The following is a 20,794-nucleotide window of genomic DNA, read 5'->3' as shown; positions in this document are numbered from 1 at the left end:
TCAGTCGGTCTGTTCCGACTCGGACGGGGACGGCTCGGGGGCAGACGACTCGGGGGCGAGCTCGTCCGTGGAATCGGTCGGCGTGGACTCGGTGCTCACGACCTCGGTACTCACGACCTCGGTGCTCACGACCTCGGTGGTCGCGGACTCCGCAGGCGCCGAGCCGGCCGGTCCGACCTCGACGACCTCCACTGCCGAATCGTCGAACGCCTCGTAGATCGGCGAACCGGCGCCGGTGGGCAGGGTCGTGTCGGAATGCGCGCCGCATCCGTACTCGGCGTGCACGACGTGACCGTCGGCGGCGAACTCGTTGCCGCAGACGCCGAAGGCCGCACGCAGCGATCCGGCGAGCGGAAGATAGAAACCACACAGGCGGCACGAGGACGGAGCGGCCTTCGCCATCTCCGAGTCGGGACCGTATTCGCTGTCGAACCAGCGCTGCGCTGCCTCGAGGCGACCTTCCAGACTCATGACCTGCTTGCGGCCCAGCCCGATCTCGAGGGCGGTCTCATCGACCTCGGGGTCGCCGGACAGCATGTAGCCGGGAACCAGGCGCACGTCGTCGGGAGCGGGAGCCAGCAGGTCGCCGGGACCCAGATCGCCGGGACGGATCCGCTCGCTCCACGGCACCCACGCGGGGGCGACGAGCGCGTCGGGACCGGGCAGGAGCACGAGTTCGCTCACAGTCACCCGATCCGAATCCGGGGCGGCGGCCACGACGACGGCCCACTGCCAACCGCGGTAACCCGGCAGCTCCGAGGCGAAACGATGGGTGGCCGAGCACTCGTCCTCGCGCGTCACGCCCAGATAGGCGCCGACTCCACCGTCTCCGAGTTCGTCGAGTGCGGCCCGAGCGAGGTCGACGGCGTCGGCGAGCACGGAACGCACCGCCGGATCGACCACGGGGTTCGTTCCTCGGGAAGTGGAAGCAGAGGCAACACTCACGACCCCCATTCTGCCTGACCTGTCTGCTCCGGCGCCTGCGGGTCGCGGAAGGTCGTACAGGCACCGCTCACACGCGAGGTGCAGGATGGGCGCGTGCCCCGTCTTCTCCTCTCGGCCGCGGTCGCGACGGTCGTCTGCGTCACCACCGCCGGATGCGGCGACGATCTCGTCGCCGAACCCGGTCCACCCGCCACCGAACTCGGTGTGGAAGTCGTCGCCACGCACCCCCACGATCCGGAGGCGTTCACCCAGGGCCTCGAGATCGACGAGGGCGAACTGCTCGAAGGCACCGGCCGGGCCGGGCGCTCGTGGGTGTCGGCCCGAGAGGTCGACCTCGACGGCGGGACCGTCACCCTCGCCGAGACCGAGCGCACCCGCGAACCCGTCCTCGACGACCTCTTCGGTGAGGGCATCACCGTGGTCGGCGACGAGGTGTGGCAGCTGACCTGGAAGGACGGCACGGCCGTCCTCCGCGATCGCGACACCCTGCTCGAGAAGCGCCGGGTCGACTACGACGGCGAGGGCTGGGGGCTGTGCGCGCAACCCGGCCGTCTGGTGATGAGCGACGGCTCGGCCGAGCTGATCTTCCGCGACCCCGTCACCTTCGACGAACTCGGGCGCGTCACCGTGCACCGGGACGGACGTGCCGTGTCGAAGCTCAACGAACTCGAGTGCGCCGAGGACGGCAGGGTCTGGGCGAACGTGTGGCAGACGGACGAGATCGTGCTGATCGATCCGGCCTCGGGCCGTGTGGAGGCCCGGGTCGACGCGGCTCCGCTGCGTGATCGGCTGCCCGCGGGAGCCGATGTGGACGTCCTCAACGGCATCGCACGGATCCCCGGGACCGATCGGTTCCTGGTGACGGGCAAGTACTGGCCGACGCTGTTCGAAGTGCGTTTCGTGGAGTGATCCGGGTGGCATACCGATCGCGGCACGCGTCACTCGGGCCACGTGCCGCCCTTGTGTTACAGCCGCTATCGCGTGGGGAAGAATCGAAGACGTGACCGAACCGGACGAGCGACCCGCCCCCGAGGGAGCGGACGGCCGTGTCCCGGGTTCGCAGCATCCGGGGTACAGCAACTATCCGCCTCCGCGCCGCGTCTCGGGCCGTCGCACTCCCCTGCCGCCCCTGCATCCCGTCGACCATCCGCGCCGACCGCCGGGTGCGTCGGCGGCCGGTCGGGCGGAGTCCTCGTCCGAGACCGACTCACCGCGCGCTCCGCGCATGCCGCGGAAACTGACGGTGACGCGGGTCGCGGCCCTGCGCAGCCGCGAACTCACCTCGAAGGGCATCGCGACCTTCCGCCGAGCGGCCACGGCCGACGGCGCCGACAAGTCGGGCCTGACGGCGCTCACCTACGCGACGATGGCGAACTTCGCCTCCGACGCGGCCATCGCCGTCGCGCTCGCGAACACCCTGTTCTTCTCGGCGGCCACCGGTGAGGACAGGACGAAGGTCGCGTTGTATCTGCTCATCACGATCGCGCCGTTCGCGATCATCGCCCCGCTCATCGGGCCGCTGCTCGACAGGTTGCAGCACGGTCGTCGCGTCGCGCTGGCGACGTCCTTCGCGCTGCGCACGGTGCTCGCGGTAGTGCTGGTGTTCAACTTCGACAGCTGGCTGTTGTATCCGGCGGCGCTCGGCATGATGGTGCTGAGCAAATCGTTCGCGGTGCTCAAATCCGCGGTGACACCCAGAGTCCTGCCACCGGAGATCGATCTGGTGCGGGTGAACTCCCGGTTGACGGTCTTCGGCCTGGTCGGCGGCACGATCGGTGCCGGCGCGATCGCGGCGGCCGCGGCATGGGCATTCGGTTCGTCGGGCGCACTGTGGCTGTGCGCCGGGATTACCGCATTCGGCGCCTATCTGAGCATGCGTATCCCCGCCTGGGTCGAGGTCACCGAGGGCGAGGTGCCGGCGACGCTGTCGTACCACCGCTCCGACGCGCGCACCGAGGTGCTGAACGCCGACACCGTGACCGAGGTGATCGTCACCAAGTCCGGGAAACGGAAGCAGCCGCTGGGACGGGCGGTGGTGACCGGACTGTGGGGCAACGGCACGATCCGCATCCTCACCGGCTTCCTGACCTTGTTCATGGCGTTCGTCGCGAAGAACACCACCGGACAGGATCCGCTCATGCAGGCCGCGATGCTCGGTGGTGTCGGTGCCGCCGCCGCGGTCGGCAACTTCGCGGGCAACGCGACCGGAGCGCGACTCGCGCTCGGACGGCCCGCTCTCATCGTCGTGCGGTGCACCGCCGCGGTCGTCGTCGTGTCCGCCGTCGTCGCTGCGACCGGCAACGTCCTGGCCGCCGCGCTGGCGGCGCTCGTGGCGGCGTGCGCCAGCGCGCTGGCCAAGGTCTCGCTCGACGCATCGCTCCAGCAGGACCTTCCCGAGGAGTCCATCGCGTCCGGATTCGGCAGGTCCGAGACGGTTCTCCAGCTCAGCTGGGTGTTCGGCGGAGCGATGGGTGTGCTGTTGCCGACCGAACTGTGGCTCGGGTTCGCTGTGGTCTCCGTCGTGCTGGTTCTCGGATTCGCGCAGACGGTGCTGACATACCGTGGGGGGACATTGCTGCCGGGATTCGGCGGCCGTCGACCCGAACGCGTCTCCACCGAGACGGCTGCCGGGCGGAGGCGCGCCGGTGGATCCCCCACCGAAGATTGGAACAGTTGAGTTGCAGGCCCGGACGAAGAAGATTCTCGCGCTGCTGCTGGTGGCCCTGGTGGTCGTGGTAGCGGGAGTCGCCGCCACGGTGTGGAAACTGGTCGATTCGGCCGAGCCCACGCTCCCCACCATCACCGCGTACGCACGGGGAAAGACCGTGACGGTCGATCCCGCGCAGCACTGCAATCTCTATCTCGAGGACTGCGTGGAGAACCCGATCGGTCAGCTCGACGTGCCGGCCGGCTACCCGCTGCAGCTGTCGCTTCCGAACGAGATCGCCGATGCTCCGTGGCGCATCCTCACCGTCTACGGCGACACGCAGACCGGGCAGACCTACATCGACGGCGCGATGTTCGAGGCCGGTGCACGCCGCACCCTCACCGTGGAGAGCTCCCCGGAGCTGCAGTTGCTCGGAGTGGAGATCCAGCTGCCGTCGGCCGTCGTCGACGAGGCCGGTGAACCGATCGCGCACGCCGTGTGGGCCGTCAAGACGTTCTGAGTCCCGACCCCGCATACGACGACGGGCCGTCCTCGCACACGGCGAGGACGGCCCGTCGTGGTTCGTCCCTAGTGATCGAGCTCGCGCGCGATCGCCCGCATGACCTCGGAGATGCGCTGCCCGGTCTTGCGGTCGGGGTAACGCCCGCGCCGCAGATCGGGCTGGACCGCTGCTTCGAGCAACTTGATCATGTCCTCGACCATGCCGTGCAGTTCGTCCGGCGCGCGGCGTTTCTGCTGGGCGGGAGCCTCGCGGCGACCCTGCCGCAACGTGGGCTGCTCGAGGAGCTCGACCTTCAGCGCCTGCGGACCCCGACGGCCCACCGCCATACCGAACTCGACGCGCTGACCGGGCTTGAGCGCTTCCACTCCCTCCGGCAGTGCCGAGGCGCGGACGTAGACGTCCTCACCCTCGTCCTGGGACAGGAAGCCGAAGCCCTTCTCGACGTCGTACCACTTCACCTTGCCGGTCGGCACCGCGCTCACCTGCTCCTCGAAAGCTGTGCCCCACAGCGGGGCAACCCGTTTACCATGCAAAACAACGCGCCCCGGCTCGGTCGAGCGGGACGCGTAGACACCTGTCAGTGTACCCGCAGAGGTGGGTCCGCCCCCGAATCGTCTTCCCGCTCCCGGACGTCACCGTCCGTCCTTGCGGCGACTACCGTGGTCACGTGGGTACTTCATCTTCGGATTCGTCTGCCGCCCCGCGTAACGGCCTCCTGAAGGCCGCGATCGCCTGCTTCGTCGTCGGTGTGGTGGCGGTCGTCGCCATCTTCCTCATTCCGGCGGTCACCGACGGCACGCCCGGACTCGCGCTGTATCTGTTGACCCTCGCATGGCCGTTGGGTTTCGCCCTCGCCATCGCCTTCGCGCTGCGCTCGGGCCGGCGCGCTCGGAACGGAGACCGGACATGAGGATCCTGCTCAACATCATCTGGTTGATCTTCGGCGGGCTGTGGCTCGCGCTCGGCTACTTCGCGGCAGGTCTGATCTGCTGCATCCTCATCATCACCATCCCGTTCGGCATCGCGTCGTTCCGGATCGGTATCTACGCGCTCTGGCCGTTCGGCAAGACGACGGTCGACAAGCCGACGGCCGGCACCATGTCGCTGATCGGCAACGTCATCTGGATCCTGGTGGCCGGTATCTGGCTGGCCCTCGGCCACATCGCCACCGCGCTCGCCATGGCCGTCACGATCATCGGCATCCCGCTCGCCGTCGCCAACCTGAAGATGATCCCGATCTCCCTGATGCCCCTGGGGAAGGAGATCGTTCATGTGGATGCCCGCCCGAGTTACATGTGATCTTTCTCACATAACGAGCCGATAACGAGCAGGACTCGAAACGAAATTTCGGGTACCCGGACCCCACTACCTGGGACTTCATTCCCCGGTACGCGCCACACACGTCTGTCGCCACACGAATCGGCGCGTTATCAATTGGTGACACTTCGCCCTCGGAACCGTTACCGTCATGTCCGGTCGAACCGCCTGGCTCGACCGGTCCGGAACCGCCGCGCCAAATTCCTGTCCCGTGGTTCCGGAAGTCCCGACGAACGATCCACAGGGGACAGGAAACGGGGGACCCACCGGTCTCCCAGGAACCGATCGGCCCACAGCCGGACGGTGTCCAGGAGGCCCGGGCCGACGCAAGTGCGACGGTCCTCGGGGTGAAGCCGAAGGCGCTCCCAACGGAGCGACACGGCCGGGCGACCTCTTCAGCCCGAACCCGACAGCTGACCTCGTAGGTGCGTACGGAGAGGAACACGGAACCGACATGAGCGGACGCCATCGCAAGCCCACCAATACCGGTCGTACCGTCGCGAAGTTCGCGCTGACGGGCGCAGTCCTCGGCGTCACGGGTGTCGCGTTCAGCGGCACGGCCGCTGCCGCCCCCGACTCCGACTGGGACCGCCTCGCACAGTGCGAGTCCGGCGGCAACTGGGGAATCAACACCGGCAACGGCTACCACGGTGGCCTGCAGTTCTCGCCGAGCACCTGGAACGCCTACGGCGGCCAGGAATACGCCGCCTCGGCCAGCCAGGCCAGCCGCGAGCAGCAGATCGCCGTCGCCGAGCGTGTCCTCGCCGGCCAGGGCTGGGGCGCATGGCCCTCCTGCTCGTCGAGCCTCGGCCTGTCGAGCGCGCCCACGCAGCGCTCCGTCGACGCAGCGCCCGCCGAGACCCCTGCGCCGGCCATCCAGAACGCTGTCCCGCAGCTTCCGGAGACCCCCGCTGTCCCCGCCGAGGTCCAGGGCATCCTGGCCGGCTTCGAGCAGGGCGTCACCGCACTCCAGGACGCCGGTGTCGAGCTCGACCCGAACATCCTGGACGCCGTTCGCGCGGTGCTCCCGCAGTAACACCCCGAACATCCCGGAAGGGCCTCGCACCGTTCACGGTGCGAGGCCCTTCCGCATATGCGGACGACCTTCGTTCATCCCTCACACACGACGACGCCCGGCCCCCACGAAGGGACCGGGCGCCGTACGGAAGAGTCTGTTCGGTGATCCGCGATCGGATCAGCGGTTGATCACCGTCTTCGGATGCGTGTAGGGCAGGTCCTCGACCGGCAACGGGAACACGGTGTCCTCACCGTACGGGGAGAGCGGACCGGAACGCGTGGACGACAGTTCGGTGACAGCGTGCTCACCGTCGGCCAGCTCGGGCCATCCGTGGTCGACGTAATGCTTTTTCGAAGAGGTAGCCATGCGCTCATTTTGGCAGGTGAGTTCGGGGCCTGCTACCGCAGGTCTCTAATCTGGAGGGGATGTCCCCGACCACGCCCGCTCCCGACACCGCCTCGGACTCCCTCGCCCGCTGGCTGGCAGGTCGACGCGACACGGATCTGGCCGCCACGCTGCGCGCCCGTCCGGATCTCGTAGTGCCGCCACCGGCGAGCATGAACGTGCTCGCGAGCCGGGCTCAGCAACGCGCCTCGGTGTTCCGTGCGGCCGACGAACTCGACACCGCCGCCTTCGGGATCATCGAGGTGCTGGCCCGTCTCGGAGCGGTGGACACCCCCGTCTCCCGCGCCGCCGTGCTCGACGAGGTCTCCGGCCGCATCAGCGCGAGGAATCTCGACCGGATCCTGTCCACCCTGCGCTCGCTGCTGCTCGTGTGGGGGTCCACCGACGAACTGCGTCTCGTCGCCGCCGCCGTGGACGCCGTTCCGTGGCGCGTCGGACGCACCGGCGACGTCACCGGACCGTCCCGGCAGGAGCTCGACGACCTCCTCGCGGCTCTTCCGCCCGAGCAGCGCAGCATCCTCGACACCCTGTCGCGTACGTCCCCGATCGGTCGGACCCGCGACGCCGCACCGGACACCCCCGCCGACCGGCCCGTGCAGAAACTGCTCGCCGCCGGACTGCTCTTCCGCATCGACGACGAGACCGTCGAACTCCCCCACCGGGTGGGCCAGGCACTGCGCGACGACGCTCCCTTCGATCCGGCGGCGCTCGCTCCCCCGCGCGCACCGAAACCCACCCGATCGACCGCCGACGTCAATGCGACCGCCGGCGGCGCCGCCCTCGAACTGCTGCGGCACTGCGAAGACGTTCTCGACACCCTCGGTGCGCAAGCCGCCCCCGTCCTCAAGGCCGGTGGGCTCGGTGTCCGCGAACTGCATCGCATCGGGAAGGCGGTCGGACTCGACGACGACGAGACGGCGCTCGTCGTCGAGGTCCTCGCGGGTGCCGGTCTGATCGCGCGGGGCCTCCCCGATCCGCCGACACCGGGGGACGACGATCACTGGGCACCGACCACCGCCACCGACGCGTGGCTCGCGTCCTCCCCCGCCTACCGCTGGGCCGTGCTCGCCGGTGCCTGGCTCGATCTGCCGCGCCGGCCCTGGCTGATCGGCCGGCGCGACCAGAACGACAAGCCGGTCGCCGCGCTGTCCGACGAGGTGAAGTCCCCTACTGCCGCCCGCGACCGACGGTTGCTGCTCGACGCCCTCTCCGACGTGCCGGCGGCGGGCACGGACGTCGCCGACCTGCGTACCGCTGCGGCGTGGCGTCGTCCTCGCTGGGCGAGTCGCTTCGACACGACGAGCGTCGTGGAGACCGTGCGCGAGGCGACGACACTCGGTCTCGTCGCGCACGGCATGCTCGCGTCGCCGGGCAAGGCGCTGCTGCACGGCGGCGACGCCGAGGCCGAGATGGCAGCGGTGCTCCCCGAACCCGTCGACTACGTGCTCGTCCAGGCCGACCTCACGGTCGTCGCCCCCGGACCGCTCGTCCCCGAACTCGGCGAGCGGATCGCGCTCGTCGCCGACGTCGAATCGGCCGGTGCCGCGACCGTCTACCGGATCGGCGAGAGCAGTATCCGGCGCGCGCTCGACGCCGGGCTCGGCGCGAGCGACCTGCACGGCCTGTTCGCGACGCATTCGCGCACCCCGGTGCCGCAGTCGCTCACCTACCTGATCGACGACGTCGCGCGTCGCCACGGACGCCTGCGGGCCGGTGTGGCGACGTCCTTCGTCCGCGCCGACGATCCGGCTCTGCTCACCGAGGTACTGTCCGCCCCGGTCGCCGCCACGCTCGCCCTGCGCGCGGTCGCCCCGACCGTCGCGATCTCGCAGGCGCCTCTTGCCGAGGTGCTCACCGAGCTGCGCGCCGCTGGTTTCGCTCCCGCCGGGGAGGACGCATCGGGAGCGATCGTGGATCTACGGCCCCGGGGTGCCCGCGTCGCGATGCCGCGTGCCCGGGCCCGCTATGCCGGGCCCACCGCGCCGAGCGACGAGCAGCTCGACACCCTCGTGCGCACGCTGCGCGCCGGCGACCGTGCGGAGTCCGCGACACCGACGGCCTCGGCACGTGGTGACGGCAGCCGGTCCGGCGGTGCGGCGACGCTCGCGCTGCTGCAACTGGCCGTGCACGGCAAGCGCAGCGTCACCCTCGGCTACGTCGACGCTCAGGGTGTGGCGACGCGCCGCATCGTCGACCCGGTGTCGGTGGGCGGCGGGCAGGTGCAGGCCTTCGACCCGGCGACCGGCTCGGTGCGCAGCTTCGTCCTGCACCGCGTCACGTCGGTGGCGCTGGTCGACTGACGACGGACCCGGGTGCGGTTGATCGAGCATCGCCTGGAACCGCCCACCACCGGCCCGTGGGCGGAGAGGCTCAGCGCTGCGTCGCGAACCCCACGAACGCCCCGCCGACGGTGAACTGGTTCTCCGGCCGTGGGAGCCCGTAGTGCCCACGCAGGGTGGATTCGGTGTACTCGGTGCGGAACAGACCGCGCTCCTGCAGGATCGGCACCACACCGTCGACGAACTTCTCGAGCCCCGACGGCAGCACGGCGGGCATGATGTTGAAGCCGTCGGCCGCGGCGCTGTGGAACCAGTGCTCGATCGTGTCGGCCACCTGCTCGGCCGTGCCCGCGAAGGTTCGATGGCCGCGACCGCCGCCGAGTCGTTCGATGAGCTGCCGCACCGTGAGGTTCTCCCGTCGCGCGAGCTGCACGATGAGCGTGTACCGGCTCTTGGCTCCCTCGATCTCGTCCTCGGACGGCAGGTTCTCCGGCAGCGGCTCGTCGAGCGGAAGCTGCTCCGGCCGCAGCCCGAACCGTTCGGCGAGCTGGCGGCGGGCGTACTCGGGCGAGATCAGCCGGGCCAGTTCGGCGTCGAGTTCGCGTGCCTCCTTCTCCGTATCGCCGATGACGGGCACGATGCCCTGGAGGATCAGCACCTGCCGCGGGTCGCGGCCGACCTTGCCCACGCGATCCTTCACGTCGTCGTAGAACGCCTTGCCCTCCTCGAAGGTGGGCTGGGCGGTGAAGATCGCCTCGGCGTACAGGGCGGCGAAGTCCTTGCCGTTCTCCGACGAGCCCGCCTGCACGAGCAGCGGGTAGCCCTGCGGCGACCGCGGCACGTTGAGCGGCCCGGCCACCGAGAAGAACTCTCCCTCGTGGTCGAAGGTGTGGACCTTCGCGGAGTCGGCGTGGATCGCCGCCTCCTTGTCGGCGACGATCGCGTCGTCCTCCCAGCTGTCCCACAGCTTGGTCGACACCTCGACGAACTCGGCGGCCCGCGCGTAGCGGCTCTTGTGCGCCGGCACGCCGTCGAGACCGAAATTGCGGGCGGCGTCGTCCCCGGCGGTGGTGACGATGTTCCAGCCGGCACGTCCCCCGCTGACGAAGTCCAGCGAGGCGAATCGCCGCGCGAGGTTGTAGGGCTCGTTGTAGGTCGTCGACGCGGTCCCGATGAGACCGATCCGCTCGGTGGCCGTTGCGATCGCGGTGAGGATGATCGTGGGTTCGAGCTTGCCGCTCGGACGCCGCTCGGGATTCGCGAACAGTACGGGGCTGTCGGCGAGGAACACCGAGTCGAACCTGCCACGCTCGGCGGTGCGGGCGAGCGAGATGTAGTGCTGGATGTCGAGATTCGCGTTCGGGTCGCTCTCCGGCAGACGCCAGGCCGCTTCGTGGTGGCCGATGGGCATGAGGAAGGCGTTGAGGCGCAATCGACGATCGGTCATGTCTTCTCCTGTCGTGAAAGGTCTTTCGTCACGGTTGTGTGATGACACCGAGGGCGGTGAGGAGGTCTTCACGGATGTCCCGGAAACCGGGATCCGTGATGGAACGGGGTTTGTTGAGATCCACGTGGCGGTCGACGGCGATGCGTCCTTCGTCCAGCACGACGATCCGGTCGGCGAGCACGATCGCCTCGTCGACGTCGTGGGTCACGAGCAGCACGGTGGGACGGTGCGCGCGGACGAGGTCGTCGAGCAGTCCGTGCATCCTGATGCGGGTCAGGGCGTCGAGCGCGCCGAACGGCTCGTCGGCGAGCAGCAACTGCGGCTCCCGTACCAGGGCTCGGGCCAGCGCGACACGCTGTTGCTCCCCGCCCGAGAGTTCGAGCGGCCAGGCGTCCTCGCGCCCGGCCAGGCCGACCTCGGCCAGCATCTCGGATCCGCTGCTCCTGCCCTGCCTGTCGAGACCGAGCGTGACGTTGTCGAGCACGCGCAGCCAGGGCAGCAGACGGGAGTCCTGGAAGGCGACGGAGACCTTCTCCGGTACCGCGAGTGCGCCGCCGCGGATCTCCACGTCGTAGTCGAGGCCGGCGAGCGCACGCAGCAGGGTGGACTTCCCGGATCCGCTCCTGCCGAGCAGGGCGACGAACTGCCCTTCGGGGATCTCGAGGTCGAGTCCGTCGAGGACGTTCCGGTCGCCGAAGCCGCGGATCAGGCCGCGGATGCGTACGGCGCTCATCCGCCCAGCGTCTTCCGCCAGGCGAGCGCCCGACGCTCGACCAACCGGAGACCGGCGTCGGATGCCAGACCGAAGATGCCGTAGACGAGCAATCCGACGAGGATGACGTCCGGCTGACCGTAGTTCTGGGCGTTGAACATCATCTTGCCCAGGCCGCTCACGGCGTTGATGCTCTCGACCACGATCAGGGTGAGCCACGCACCGGTCACCGCCAGGCGCAGACCGAGGAAGAATCCGGGCAGCGCTCCTCGCAGCACCACCTTCCACACGAACTGTGCGCGAGTGAGAGCGAGGACCTCGGCGAGTTCGACGTAGCGCTGTTCGAGGGCCGTGAGAGCGTTGTGCGTCTGGATGTAGATGGTCACGACCGTCCCGAGTGCGATCACCGTGATCTTGAAGGTCTCGCCGATGCCGAGCCACAGGATCAGCAGCGGGATGAGACCCAGCGTCGGGATCGCACGCTTGAACTGCACGGGGCCGTCGATCAGTGCTTCACCGGTGCTCGTCAGGCCGGATGCGAGCGCGAGCGCGGTGCCGATGACACATCCGATCACGAAGCCCAGCACGGCACGGCTCAACGATGCCAGGATGTGTTGTTGCAGAGTTCCTTCCGCGACGAGTTCGACCGCGCTGGTCACCACTGTCCAGGGAGCGGAGAGCTTGCGGTCGTCGATCCATCCGGCACCCGACCCGATCGCCCATACGACGAGCAGCAGAACCACGCCGGTCATGCGCGAGAACGGGACGGCCTTGCGGAGACCGAGCCGCCGGAGCGGCCTGATCCCCTCCGTCGGTGGCTGATCGGTGGGGTCCGGTGGGCGGGCGCCGACCTCCACCGGCCGTGTCAGTGTGCCGGTCACGAGTCCGACCCCTTCCGGTACTCCTGCGGAACCGACTCCGCGGCAATAGTTTCGAATCTGCGATCGAAGATCTGCTCGACGTCGAACTCGTCGAACCATCCGGCCTCGTCGAGCAGTTCCGAGGTCTCCTGCGTCCATTCGATCGCGGAGTCCCAGTCGATGGGATATGCCGGTTTCTGGCCGACGGTTTCGACGATCCGCCTGCCGTCCTCGTACGACACCCCCTCGCTCTCGACGTAGTACTTCCGGATCCACTCGTCCCGGTTCTCCCACGCCCAGACGTCACCCTGTGCCCACAACGGGATGAATTCCTTGATCGCCGCGACCTTCGCAGGATCCTCGAGCACGGACACCGGAGCCCACAGAACACTCAACGCGTCGACCTCGGGCGTGAACACCCCTCGCGCGCCCTCGGTTTCGTACTGGTTCAGGTACTTCGTGAGGGTAGGTTCCGCCAGCGGTGCGACGTCGACCTGTTTCGCCTGGAGCGCCGTGAGGAACTGCGTGCTCGGTAGTTCGACGAATTCCACCTCGTCGAGACCGATTCCGGCCGACTTCAGCGTCCGGAGCACGACGACACCCTGGGCCTGCCCCGGCGACAACGCGATCTTCCTGCCGCGCAGGTCGTCCAACGAATCGATGTCTGTACCGGGTGCCGTCGCGAGCGAGTACTGCGGCGAATCCTTCTCGCGTACGGCGACGATCCTGGCGTCGAGCCCGGTGGCACGGGCCTGGATGGGAGGAATCGCCGCATTGACCGCGAGGTCGACGGCGTCGCCGCGGAACGCCTGGATGACGTCGGGACCGGCCGAGACGTCGGGCCAGTCCGACACCGTGAACGGCAACTCGTCGATACGACCGGTCGCTTCGAGCTGGATACGGGTGGGCTTGACGGCAATGCTCAACGACGTCCCCGGTGGAATCTCCTCGGGGATTTCGGCGTCGGCGGCCAATCCCCCGGTCGAACCGCCGGCGCACCCGGTGAGCACGACGCTCAGTGCGGCCGCGACGACGATCGGAGCGCGCAATCTTCGAGAGCGCACGAGTGAGGACACGATCATGAGAACTCCTTGCGAAGATGAGGGGCGCGACATCGCGCGAATACGCCGACGTGCGCCACCGGAAGACGAGCGGGAACCCGAGCGCGGGCCCGACCGCGAGGACAGCAGTCCCGGAAACCGCAGTCCCGAAATCAGCGGTCACGGTACGGAGAACAGCGACCGTGCGGACAGCCACGGAACCGCGATCGGTGGACGACACGACACGCACGGTGTTCGCGACGCGAGGCACTGCGGCCTGCGATCACGGTCCGGCCCATCGCTCTCCCCCGTCCGCCCGGGCTGTGGACGTCCTCTGTCTGCACAGCATCGCCGGTGACGGTATCGGCCGCGCGGAACTTCCCGACAGGGATCAGCGCACGGTGAAATCAACTCCGGACACCGGAGTACGGAACATTTCAGCGCCGTGTTCGGATGGCGCACAGAATAATTCGAGCGACTGGCTTTTTCCGGGAAATGACGTATGGTGTGGTCTTGTCGAGTGGTTGTTCATCGAAGATGGAGTGACAATGGCCGACAAGGGCAAGAATTCGAAGAAGCCAGCGAAGTCCCTGAAGGAACGTCGTCAGGAGAAGCGGCAGAAGGCCGCCGAAGCCGGCGAGTTCATTCGTAAGCGGAAGCGGAGCTGAATCCGGTTGCAGGCCATGGATCTCGAAATCGCAGCGCTCGAAGCGCTGTACGACAAGATAAGTGGATTGTCCGGTCGGGAAACGGGCACCGACGCACAGCGGCACGGATATCGCGCCGCCTTGGCGCGTGCACGGGTGTTCGTTCTCGACGAGCGTGCCGGCGCGATGAAACAGCCGGCCTGAGAAAAGAGAAAATCGGTACTGGAATGAAGCGGACGCTGCATGCCCTGGACAAGATCCAGGAACGACTCGAATCGGAACTGGATTCGAGACCTCCCACCTCCGAGAAAGACGCCGGCTACCGGTCCGGTATCTCCGAGGCGCTGGTGTGCGTGATGGAGGTGCGGCAGTCGCTCGCACGGTGAGTACGCCGTGAAACCGGTCGGCCGTGCGTTCCCGCCACGGGGGAACGCACGGCCGTACACCGTCGTGGTGGCGCGGTACGGCCCGAACCTGGAGAATGGGAAAGTTCTACTTTCCATCCACAGGAGGCACTCGTGGCCGACGGACCGCTCATCGTCCAGTCCGACAAGACCGTGCTCCTCGAGGTCGATCACGACCGGGCGAACGAGGCGCGGCAGGCGATCGCACCGTTCGCCGAGCTCGAACGCGCCCCCGAGCACATCCACACCTACCGGGTGACGCCGCTGGCATTGTGGAACGCCCGTGCCGCCGGTCACGACGCCGAGCAGGTCGTCGACGCGCTGGTCTCGCATTCCCGGTTCGCCGTCCCGCAGGCGCTGCTCGTCGACATCGTCGACACCATGAGCCGCTACGGGCGCCTCCAGCTGGTCAAGAACCCCGCCCACGGCCTGACCCTGGTCAGCCTCGACCGGGCGGTGCTCGCCGAGGTCCTGAGAAACAAGAAGATCGCCCCGATGCTCGGTGCGCGCATCGACGACGACACCGTGATCGTGCATCCGAGCGAGCGCGGACGCGTCAAGCAGATGCTGCTGAAGATCGGCTGGCCGGCCGAGGACCTAGCGGGGTACGTCGACGGCGAGGCCCATTCGATCTCGCTGGACTTCGAGACGAACCCCTGGCACCTGCGCGACTACCAGGAACTGGCCGCCGACTCGTTCTGGTCGGGCGGCTCGGGTGTCGTGGTGCTGCCGTGCGGTGCCGGTAAGACGATGGTCGGCGCGGCCGCGATGGCGAAGGCCGGCGCGACGACGCTCATCCTCGTGACGAACACGGTCGCCGGGCGCCAGTGGAAGCGCGAGCTGATCGCCCGCACCTCCCTCACCGAGGACGAGATCGGCGAGTACTCGGGCGAGAAGAAGGAGATCCGCCCGGTCACCATCGCCACCTACCAGGTGATCACCCGCAAGTCGAAGGGTGAATACCGCAATCTCGAGTTGTTCGACTCCCGCGACTGGGGGCTGATGATCTACGACGAGGTGCACCTGCTGCCGGCGCCGGTCTTCCGTATGACCGCAGACCTGCAGTCCCGCCGCCGCCTCGGTCTCACCGCGACCCTCGTGCGCGAGGACGGACGCGAAGGCGACGTCTTCTCGCTCATCGGCCCGAAGCGGTTCGACGCGCCGTGGAAGGACATCGAAGCCCAGGGCTGGATCGCCCCCGCCGACTGCGTGGAGGTCCGCGTGACCCTCACCGACGCCGAGCGCATGGCGTACGCGGTCGCCGAGCCCGAGGAACGGTACAAGCTGTGCTCGACCGCGCGCACCAAGATCCCGGTCGTGAAGTCGATCCTCGAGCAGCACCAGGACGCCCCGACACTGATCATCGGTGCCTACATCGATCAGCTCGACGAGCTCGGTGAAGCGCTCGACGCCCCGGTCATCAAGGGTTCGACGAAGACGAAGGAACGCGAGGCGCTGTTCGACCGGTTCCGGTCGGGCGAGCTGAAGGTGCTCGTCGTGTCGAAGGTCGCGAACTTCTCCATCGACCTGCCGGAGGCCTCGGTCGCGATCCAGGTGTCGGGCACCTTCGGTTCGCGTCAGGAGGAGGCCCAGCGTCTCGGGCGGCTGCTGCGTCCGAAGCACGACGGCGGGCAGGCCCACTTCTACTCCGTGGTCTCGCGCGACACCCTCGACGCCGAATACGCCGCGCATCGCCAGCGGTTCCTCGCCGAGCAGGGTTACGCGTACCGGATCACCGACGCCGACGACCTGCTCGGACCGCAGATCGGCTGACGCGGAGCGTCCCTGCGCGACGCGTCACAGGGACTTCGTGTCACTGCGGCCGGTATTCCTGTTCGGGGCGGCCGGTGGTGCCGTAGCGCAACTGCATCCGCAGGCGTTTCTTCGCGACGAGCGCCGCGAGATAGCGCTGTGCGGTCGCGCGCGACACCCCGATCGTCACGGCCACCTCCCCAGCCGACATCGGTTCCGGTGATTCCCGGAGCGCCTGCATCACGAGCTCTTCGGTCATCGAACGCGAGGGTGCCGGGCGGGCGGCCGGCAACACCGGCCGCAGTGCGGCCAGCGCCGTGTCGATCTCGGTCTGGGTGAGCTCCTCCCCCGCGACGACCCTGCGGTACTGCGCGTAGGCCGCCAGCCGCCGGGCCAGTTCGGTGCTTGCGAACGGCTTGACCAGATACACCAGCGCACCGGCGGTGAGTGCCGCGCGCACCGTCGTGCCCTCGCCGGCGGCACCGAGCACGAAACTGTCGCATTCGAGGCTCCGGATCAGGTCGATCCCGGAGCCGTCCGGTAGGTACACGTCCACGAGGGCGAGATCGACGGGACCGGCCCGAACGGCGTCCCGGGCCGCCGCGATGCTCCCGGCGACCGCGCAGACCTCGAATCCCGCCACACCCGAGACCACGGAGGCGTGGAGTTCGGCGACCCGGAAGTCGTCGTCGACGACGAGGACCTTCAGATCCGTTCCGCCCATCCCGTGTCCCTTTCGTCGAGCATCCCGGGCAGCGTCGCCAGGAAGACCGCACCCCCGGTCGGATTCTCCGGCGTGCGCTGCCCGCCACGGTCCGCCAGCACGACGTCGCCGCCGTGCAGCCGCGCGATGCGCCGTGCCAGCGCCAGCCCCATTCCCCGGCCACCGGGCACCGTCGGATCGCTGCGGGTCGTTGCGCCCTCGGCGAAGACGTCGGGCAGCGCGGGATCGACGCCGTCGCCGGTGTCCGCGACACTCACGTGCAGGTCGGCACCGTCCTCCATCAGTTCCACCTCGACCTCGGCCGGAGCGCGCCCGCTCGTGCGTGCCGCCTCGATCGCGTTGTCGAGCAGGTTGCCGAGCACCGTCGTGACGTCGACGGGTGCCCGCACGGTGGCGTGCGCCCACGTGTTCTCGCCGAGCACGAGCGTGACTCCCTGCTCGCGCGCATGCGCGGCCTTCGCGACGAGGAAGGCGTGCAGGTACGGGTCGGTGATCGCGTCGATGCCCTCGAGCTGTTCACCGAGCGGACCCGAACCGAGGATCTGTTCGATGTACTCGAGCGCCTGCTCCGCATGCCCCCGGCGGAGCAGTCCGTCGAGCAGGTGGAGCCGGTTCGCGAACTCGTGCCGTTGGGCCCGCAGTGCCGTACTCATCGCCTTGACCGCGTCGAGTTCGCGCGTGAGCGCCTCGATGTCGGTCCGGTCCCGCACCGACATCACCGTGCCGAGATCCCGGCCGTCGCGCACCACACGCCGCGAAACGGCGACGACGACCCGGTCGCCGGTGGTCGCCGCAACCGGGATGCCCTCCGCGGAGCGCAGCACGTCGAGCAACCGCGGGGTCATTCCGAGGGTGTCGACACTGCGACCGATTCCGTCGTCGAGATCGAGCAGACGACGCGCCTCGGCGTTGACGACGGTGACGTTGCCGCGCGCGTCGGTGCCGACAACCCCGTCGGAGATCCCGTGCAGCACGACCTCCTGTTCGCGGACCAGCTCGGTGAGCTGCTCGGGTTCGAGTCCCAGAGTGAGCCGCTTCCAGCGGTTGGCGAGCAGCAACGATCCGACAGCACCGCACACGAGTGCTGCGAGCGCGATCAGGACGGCATCGGCGAGGTCGCTGCGCAGGTCGGCGCGCACCCGGTCGGTGGCGATGCCGACGCTCACCTCCCCGACCACCCTGCCCGAGACGGGATCGCTCACCGGCACCTTGGCCCGGACCGAATCGCCGAGCGTGCCCGACTCGCTGGTCACGACCTCCCGTCCGGCGAGTGCCTCGGTGGGGTCGGTGCTCACCCTCCGGCCGAGCTGCTCCGGATCGGGATGCGCGAGCCGGAGTCCCTGGTCGTCGGTGACCACGACGAACAACGCTCCGGTGGCGGTGCGGACGGCCTCGGCGGCCTCCTGCACCGCACCGGATGCGAGTTCCGGGTTGTCCGGAGAAACCACCCCGTCGTCGGCGGCCGAATAGCGTGCGACCTCGTCCCGCACGGTCGGGTCCGCGGACACCGACCGTGCGATCGCGAGCGCCCGCTGACCGTGCTCGTCGGTGACTCGGTCCTCGGTGGTGGTGGCGAACACCGTGAATCCGATGCCGAGTGCCACCGCCACCACCGCGGACTGGAGCAGAAGTACCTGGGTGCGAAGTTTCACGGCGTCGCTCCCGTTCGTCCCATCCGTCCAGTGTGGCCCGGGGCCGATCTCATCCGAACGGAATCTGCCCGAGTACCACCCCGACGACGAGCATCACGACCGACACCACTCCGGCGCGCCACAGCACCTTGCGGTGATGGTCGGCCAGTGGCACCCCGGCGAGGGTCACCAGCAGCAGAATCGCCGGGACCAGCGGGCTCTGCATGTGGACGGGCTGTCCGGTGATCGATGCGCGCGCCATCTCGACCGGTTCGATGCCGTACTGCGCTGCCGTCTCCGCCAGCACCGGGAGCACCCCGAAGTAGAAGGCGTCGTTGGTCATGAAGAAGGTCATCGGGATGCTGAGCAGGCCGGTGATGACGGCGAGGAACGGGCCGAGTGCGTCGGGGACGACGCCGGTGAGCCACAACGCCATCGATTCGACCATGCCGGTGCCTTGGAACACGCCGGTCAGGACGGCGGCGGCGAACACCATCGCGACGACCGACACGATGCTCGACGAATGGCGTGCGATCGCGGCGGACTGATCGACGACGCGAGGGAAATTCACGGCCAGCGCGATACCGGCGGCGATCATGAACAGCACGGGGATCGGCAGGATGTCGAGGCCGAGGACGACGAGCAGCGCCACCGTGAGGATCGCGTTGAAGGGCAGCAGACGCGGACGCAGGGTCGGACGGTCGGGGTCGAGTCCGGCAGCCAACCGACCGACCTCCCCGTCGGTCGTATCGGTGCCCTTTCCGACCGTCGTACCCACTCCGGACGGACCAGCGCCGAGCGGCATCAGGTCGGGCTTCCACGTGAGCTTTCCGAGACGGCGACGTTCGACGAAGCCCAGGTGAGCAGCGAAGCCCAGCACGACCACGAGTCCGACGACGAGCGACGGGATCATCGGGACGAACACGTCGGACGGGGACAACCCGAGCGCGCTGGCTGCACGGACCGTCGGCCCGCCCCACGGGATGATGTTCATCGTGGCGTTCGCCAGGCCCGCGACGACGGTGAGGACGACCGGGCTGACCTTCAGTTTCAGGTAGAGCGGCAACAGTGCGGAGGTGGTGATGATGAACGTCGTGGACCCGTCCCCGTCGAGGGAGACGACCATCGCCAGCACAGCGGTTCCGATCACCAGTCGTGCCGGGTCGTCGCGCACGAGCCGCAGGATGAGCCGCACGAGGGGGTCGAACAGGCCGACGTCGATCATGATGCCGAAGAAGATGATCGCGAAGAACAGCAGCGCCGCTGTGGGGGCGAGACTTTCGACGCCGTCGACGATCATGTCGCCGATGTCGGTGCCGGCTCCGGCGATCAGGCCGAACGCGACCGGGATCAGGATCAGGCCGACGACCGGGGTGGCCCGTTTCGACATGATCAGGTACATGAACGTGGCGACCATCAGGAAGCCGAGGACGACGAGCATGGCGGTGCCCACTTTCTGACGTGATCGGGGCCGGTCCGGGCACACGTCGACCACGGGTCGCGGGCGCGACCGGAGGTCTGGTGTGGGGGTCCGGCTCGAAGCCGTGAGGGTTGTGTGATCTCTGCTACAGCAGAGTGTGTGGCCACGTCCCTCACCGAGTCACCGTTGCGCGCGAAAGCGCCGTTGTGCGCATTCTGCTCGAGCCCGTCGTGGTCGGGCTCGCCGCCGGAGGCCGACAGTGGTCGGCCCAAGGGCTCCAATAAGCTGGCGGCGTGCGCCGCTTCGACTTCCCTGTGGACCTGCCCCATGCCAAGGCCGTGAACCAGACCCTCGCGGATGTCCGTCGTCTGCGGTGGTCGGCGATATTCGTCGGCCTGGTGTGCGTCGCGGGTGCGGCGGGTCTGTTCCTGCTCGGCGAAGCCTGGGCGTACATCGTCGCCGCCGTGCTGGCGGTCGCGGCCGCGACGTCGGTGTGGGTGGCGCTGTGGGCGCCGCGCAAGGTGGGGACCATCGAACAGCTCTACCGCGACAGCCCTCTCGTCCCGGCCGTCGTCGCCGCCGAGCGTGCCCGCGGGCTGACGCTGCTCGCGCTCGTCGACATCGCCAAGCCCGAGACGTCCGGCCGGCACTTCGCCCTGGTCACCCGCAACGTGGAGGCGGTGCCGGGTCACCGGATCGCGATCGGTGAGCGCGTGCCGTGTGCCGCGGTCCTTTCCGACCGCACGACCCGCAACGACTCGGGGGTGTGGCAGATGGTCGGCCCCATGCCGATCGCCTGGGGTACCCGTGATCAGAAGGTCATCGCCGACGCGGTCGCGCAGATCCCCGAAGTGGAGTGGCGCGTGCTGAAGGACAAGCTGAAGATGGTGGACCAGGTCGACGCCACCGACGAGCGTCGCCTCGAACTGGCGAGCAAGGAACTGCCGCCCGAACTGCGGTGACGGGGGCGTGCCGCGGGACGTTGTGGGTCGCCGGATTGTCGGCCGACGACCCACACGGCCC

At 68.7% G+C, this 20,794-nt stretch carries 22 protein-coding genes and 1 riboswitch; of the genes, 12 read left to right on the top strand and 10 right to left on the bottom strand.

All coding sequences use genetic code 11. The annotated features are described in order from the left end of the window. A complete protein-coding gene (locus IM25_RS10360) occupies positions 1 to 903 on the bottom strand; it encodes a DUF3027 domain-containing protein (RefSeq protein ID WP_033096783.1) in 903 nt (300 codons plus the stop codon). A 135-nt stretch (positions 904 to 1,038) separates the two neighbouring features. Between IM25_RS10360 and IM25_RS10355 the strand changes: the two genes are divergently transcribed. The 3 genes from IM25_RS10355 (at position 1,039) to IM25_RS10345 (ending at position 4,112) form a co-directional block, all read left to right on the top strand. Then, on the top strand, positions 1,039 to 1,854 hold the full coding sequence (locus IM25_RS10355) for a glutaminyl-peptide cyclotransferase (protein WP_006551674.1): 816 nt from the start codon (positions 1,039 to 1,041) through the stop codon (positions 1,852 to 1,854). Between the two features lie 91 nt (positions 1,855 to 1,945). After that, positions 1,946 to 3,622: an MFS transporter gene (locus IM25_RS10350; protein ID WP_006551675.1), complete on the top strand. Its 1,677-nt coding sequence runs from the start codon at positions 1,946 to 1,948 to the stop codon at positions 3,620 to 3,622. A gap of 1 nt (position 3,623) precedes the next feature. Further along, positions 3,624 to 4,112: a DUF2771 domain-containing protein gene (locus IM25_RS10345; RefSeq protein ID WP_033096784.1), complete on the top strand. Its 489-nt coding sequence runs from the start codon at positions 3,624 to 3,626 to the stop codon at positions 4,110 to 4,112. 68 nt (positions 4,113 to 4,180) lie between these two features. Here IM25_RS10345 and IM25_RS10340 read toward each other — a convergent pair whose 3' ends face one another. Next, a complete protein-coding gene (locus tag IM25_RS10340) occupies positions 4,181 to 4,588 on the bottom strand; it encodes a cold-shock protein (RefSeq protein WP_006551677.1) in 408 nt (135 codons plus the stop codon). 194 nt (positions 4,589 to 4,782) lie between these two features. Here IM25_RS10340 and IM25_RS10335 point away from each other — a divergent pair, with 194 nt between their 5' ends. The 3 genes from IM25_RS10335 to IM25_RS10325 all read left to right on the top strand — a co-directional run bounded on the left by IM25_RS10335 (position 4,783) and on the right by IM25_RS10325 (position 6,468). Then, positions 4,783 to 5,025 carry a hypothetical protein gene (locus tag IM25_RS10335; protein WP_024103084.1) on the top strand — a complete coding sequence of 81 codons (243 nt, stop codon included), beginning with the start codon at positions 4,783 to 4,785 and terminating at the stop codon, positions 5,023 to 5,025. Further along, positions 5,022 to 5,414: a YccF domain-containing protein gene (locus IM25_RS10330; RefSeq protein WP_006551679.1), complete on the top strand. Its 393-nt coding sequence runs from the start codon at positions 5,022 to 5,024 to the stop codon at positions 5,412 to 5,414. The genes IM25_RS10335 and IM25_RS10330 overlap by 4 nt, the downstream gene beginning before the upstream one ends. Positions 5,415 to 5,735: 321 nt before the next feature. Further along, positions 5,736 to 5,876, top strand: a riboswitch (cyclic di-AMP (ydaO/yuaA leader). A 10-nt stretch (positions 5,877 to 5,886) separates the two neighbouring features. Next, positions 5,887 to 6,468: a transglycosylase family protein gene (locus IM25_RS10325; RefSeq protein ID WP_006551680.1), complete on the top strand. Its 582-nt coding sequence runs from the start codon at positions 5,887 to 5,889 to the stop codon at positions 6,466 to 6,468. Positions 6,469 to 6,627: 159 nt separating this feature from the next. On the opposite strand, the gene IM25_RS10320 is transcribed toward IM25_RS10325, so the two are convergent. Continuing rightward, a complete protein-coding gene (locus IM25_RS10320; protein ID WP_006551681.1) occupies positions 6,628 to 6,816 on the bottom strand; it encodes a hypothetical protein in 189 nt (62 codons plus the stop codon). A gap of 59 nt (positions 6,817 to 6,875) precedes the next feature. Here IM25_RS10320 and IM25_RS10315 point away from each other — a divergent pair, with 59 nt between their 5' ends. Continuing rightward, positions 6,876 to 9,155: a helicase-associated domain-containing protein gene (locus IM25_RS10315; RefSeq protein ID WP_006551682.1), complete on the top strand. Its 2,280-nt coding sequence runs from the start codon at positions 6,876 to 6,878 to the stop codon at positions 9,153 to 9,155. A 70-nt stretch (positions 9,156 to 9,225) separates the two neighbouring features. Here IM25_RS10315 and IM25_RS10310 read toward each other — a convergent pair whose 3' ends face one another. From IM25_RS10310 to IM25_RS10295, 4 genes are read right to left on the bottom strand one after another with little or no spacing between them, the layout of a single operon-like run. Further along, on the bottom strand, positions 9,226 to 10,581 hold the full coding sequence (locus tag IM25_RS10310) for an LLM class flavin-dependent oxidoreductase (RefSeq protein WP_033096785.1): 1,356 nt from the start codon (positions 10,579 to 10,581) through the stop codon (positions 9,226 to 9,228). A 28-nt stretch (positions 10,582 to 10,609) separates the two neighbouring features. Then, a complete protein-coding gene (locus IM25_RS10305; protein WP_033096955.1) occupies positions 10,610 to 11,335 on the bottom strand; it encodes an ABC transporter ATP-binding protein in 726 nt (241 codons plus the stop codon). Beyond that, positions 11,311 to 12,174, bottom strand: coding sequence for an ABC transporter permease (locus tag IM25_RS10300; protein WP_033096786.1), 864 nt, complete (start codon positions 12,172 to 12,174; stop codon positions 11,311 to 11,313). Before IM25_RS10300 ends, IM25_RS10305 begins: the two co-directional genes overlap by 25 nt. After that, complete coding sequence (locus tag IM25_RS10295) at positions 12,171 to 13,235, bottom strand: ABC transporter substrate-binding protein (protein WP_033096787.1); 1,065 nt, start codon at positions 13,233 to 13,235, stop codon at positions 12,171 to 12,173. The genes IM25_RS10300 and IM25_RS10295 overlap by 4 nt, the downstream gene beginning before the upstream one ends. A gap of 188 nt (positions 13,236 to 13,423) precedes the next feature. Here IM25_RS10295 and IM25_RS26055 point away from each other — a divergent pair, with 188 nt between their 5' ends. The 4 genes from IM25_RS26055 to IM25_RS10290 all read left to right on the top strand — a co-directional run bounded on the left by IM25_RS26055 (position 13,424) and on the right by IM25_RS10290 (position 16,017). Beyond that, a complete protein-coding gene (locus IM25_RS26055; RefSeq protein WP_144376970.1) occupies positions 13,424 to 13,861 on the top strand; it encodes a hypothetical protein in 438 nt (145 codons plus the stop codon). A 15-nt stretch (positions 13,862 to 13,876) separates the two neighbouring features. Further along, positions 13,877 to 14,044, top strand: coding sequence for a hypothetical protein (locus IM25_RS26415; protein WP_019289942.1), 168 nt, complete (start codon positions 13,877 to 13,879; stop codon positions 14,042 to 14,044). Positions 14,045 to 14,067: 23 nt separating this feature from the next. After that, entirely contained in the window at positions 14,068 to 14,226 is a 159-nt protein-coding gene (locus IM25_RS26410; protein WP_019289943.1) for a hypothetical protein, read from the top strand. A 132-nt stretch (positions 14,227 to 14,358) separates the two neighbouring features. After that, on the top strand, positions 14,359 to 16,017 hold the full coding sequence (locus IM25_RS10290; RefSeq protein ID WP_006551687.1) for a DNA repair helicase XPB: 1,659 nt from the start codon (positions 14,359 to 14,361) through the stop codon (positions 16,015 to 16,017). Positions 16,018 to 16,057: 40 nt separating this feature from the next. Here the strand turns inward: IM25_RS10290 and IM25_RS10285 are convergent, their stop codons facing one another. From IM25_RS10285 to IM25_RS10275, 3 genes are read right to left on the bottom strand one after another with little or no spacing between them, the layout of a single operon-like run. Continuing rightward, on the bottom strand, positions 16,058 to 16,720 hold the full coding sequence (locus IM25_RS10285; RefSeq protein WP_006551688.1) for a response regulator: 663 nt from the start codon (positions 16,718 to 16,720) through the stop codon (positions 16,058 to 16,060). Next, positions 16,702 to 18,372, bottom strand: coding sequence for an ATP-binding protein (locus tag IM25_RS10280; protein WP_006551689.1), 1,671 nt, complete (start codon positions 18,370 to 18,372; stop codon positions 16,702 to 16,704). Before IM25_RS10280 ends, IM25_RS10285 begins: the two co-directional genes overlap by 19 nt. Before the next feature lie 49 nt (positions 18,373 to 18,421). Beyond that, on the bottom strand, positions 18,422 to 19,792 hold the full coding sequence (locus tag IM25_RS10275; protein WP_024103076.1) for a CitMHS family transporter: 1,371 nt from the start codon (positions 19,790 to 19,792) through the stop codon (positions 18,422 to 18,424). Between the two features lie 272 nt (positions 19,793 to 20,064). Between IM25_RS10275 and IM25_RS10270 the strand changes: the two genes are divergently transcribed. Next, positions 20,065 to 20,733, top strand: a complete 669-nt coding sequence (locus tag IM25_RS10270) for a DUF3239 domain-containing protein (RefSeq protein ID WP_033096788.1) — start codon at positions 20,065 to 20,067, stop codon at positions 20,731 to 20,733. Positions 20,734 to 20,794 lie beyond the last annotated feature (61 nt).

The sequence above is a fragment of the Rhodococcus sp. p52 genome (assembly GCF_000763325.2).
Taxonomy (GTDB): domain Bacteria; phylum Actinomycetota; class Actinomycetes; order Mycobacteriales; family Mycobacteriaceae; genus Rhodococcus; species Rhodococcus pyridinivorans.
This window is presented reverse-complemented; position numbering and strand designations above follow the sequence as displayed.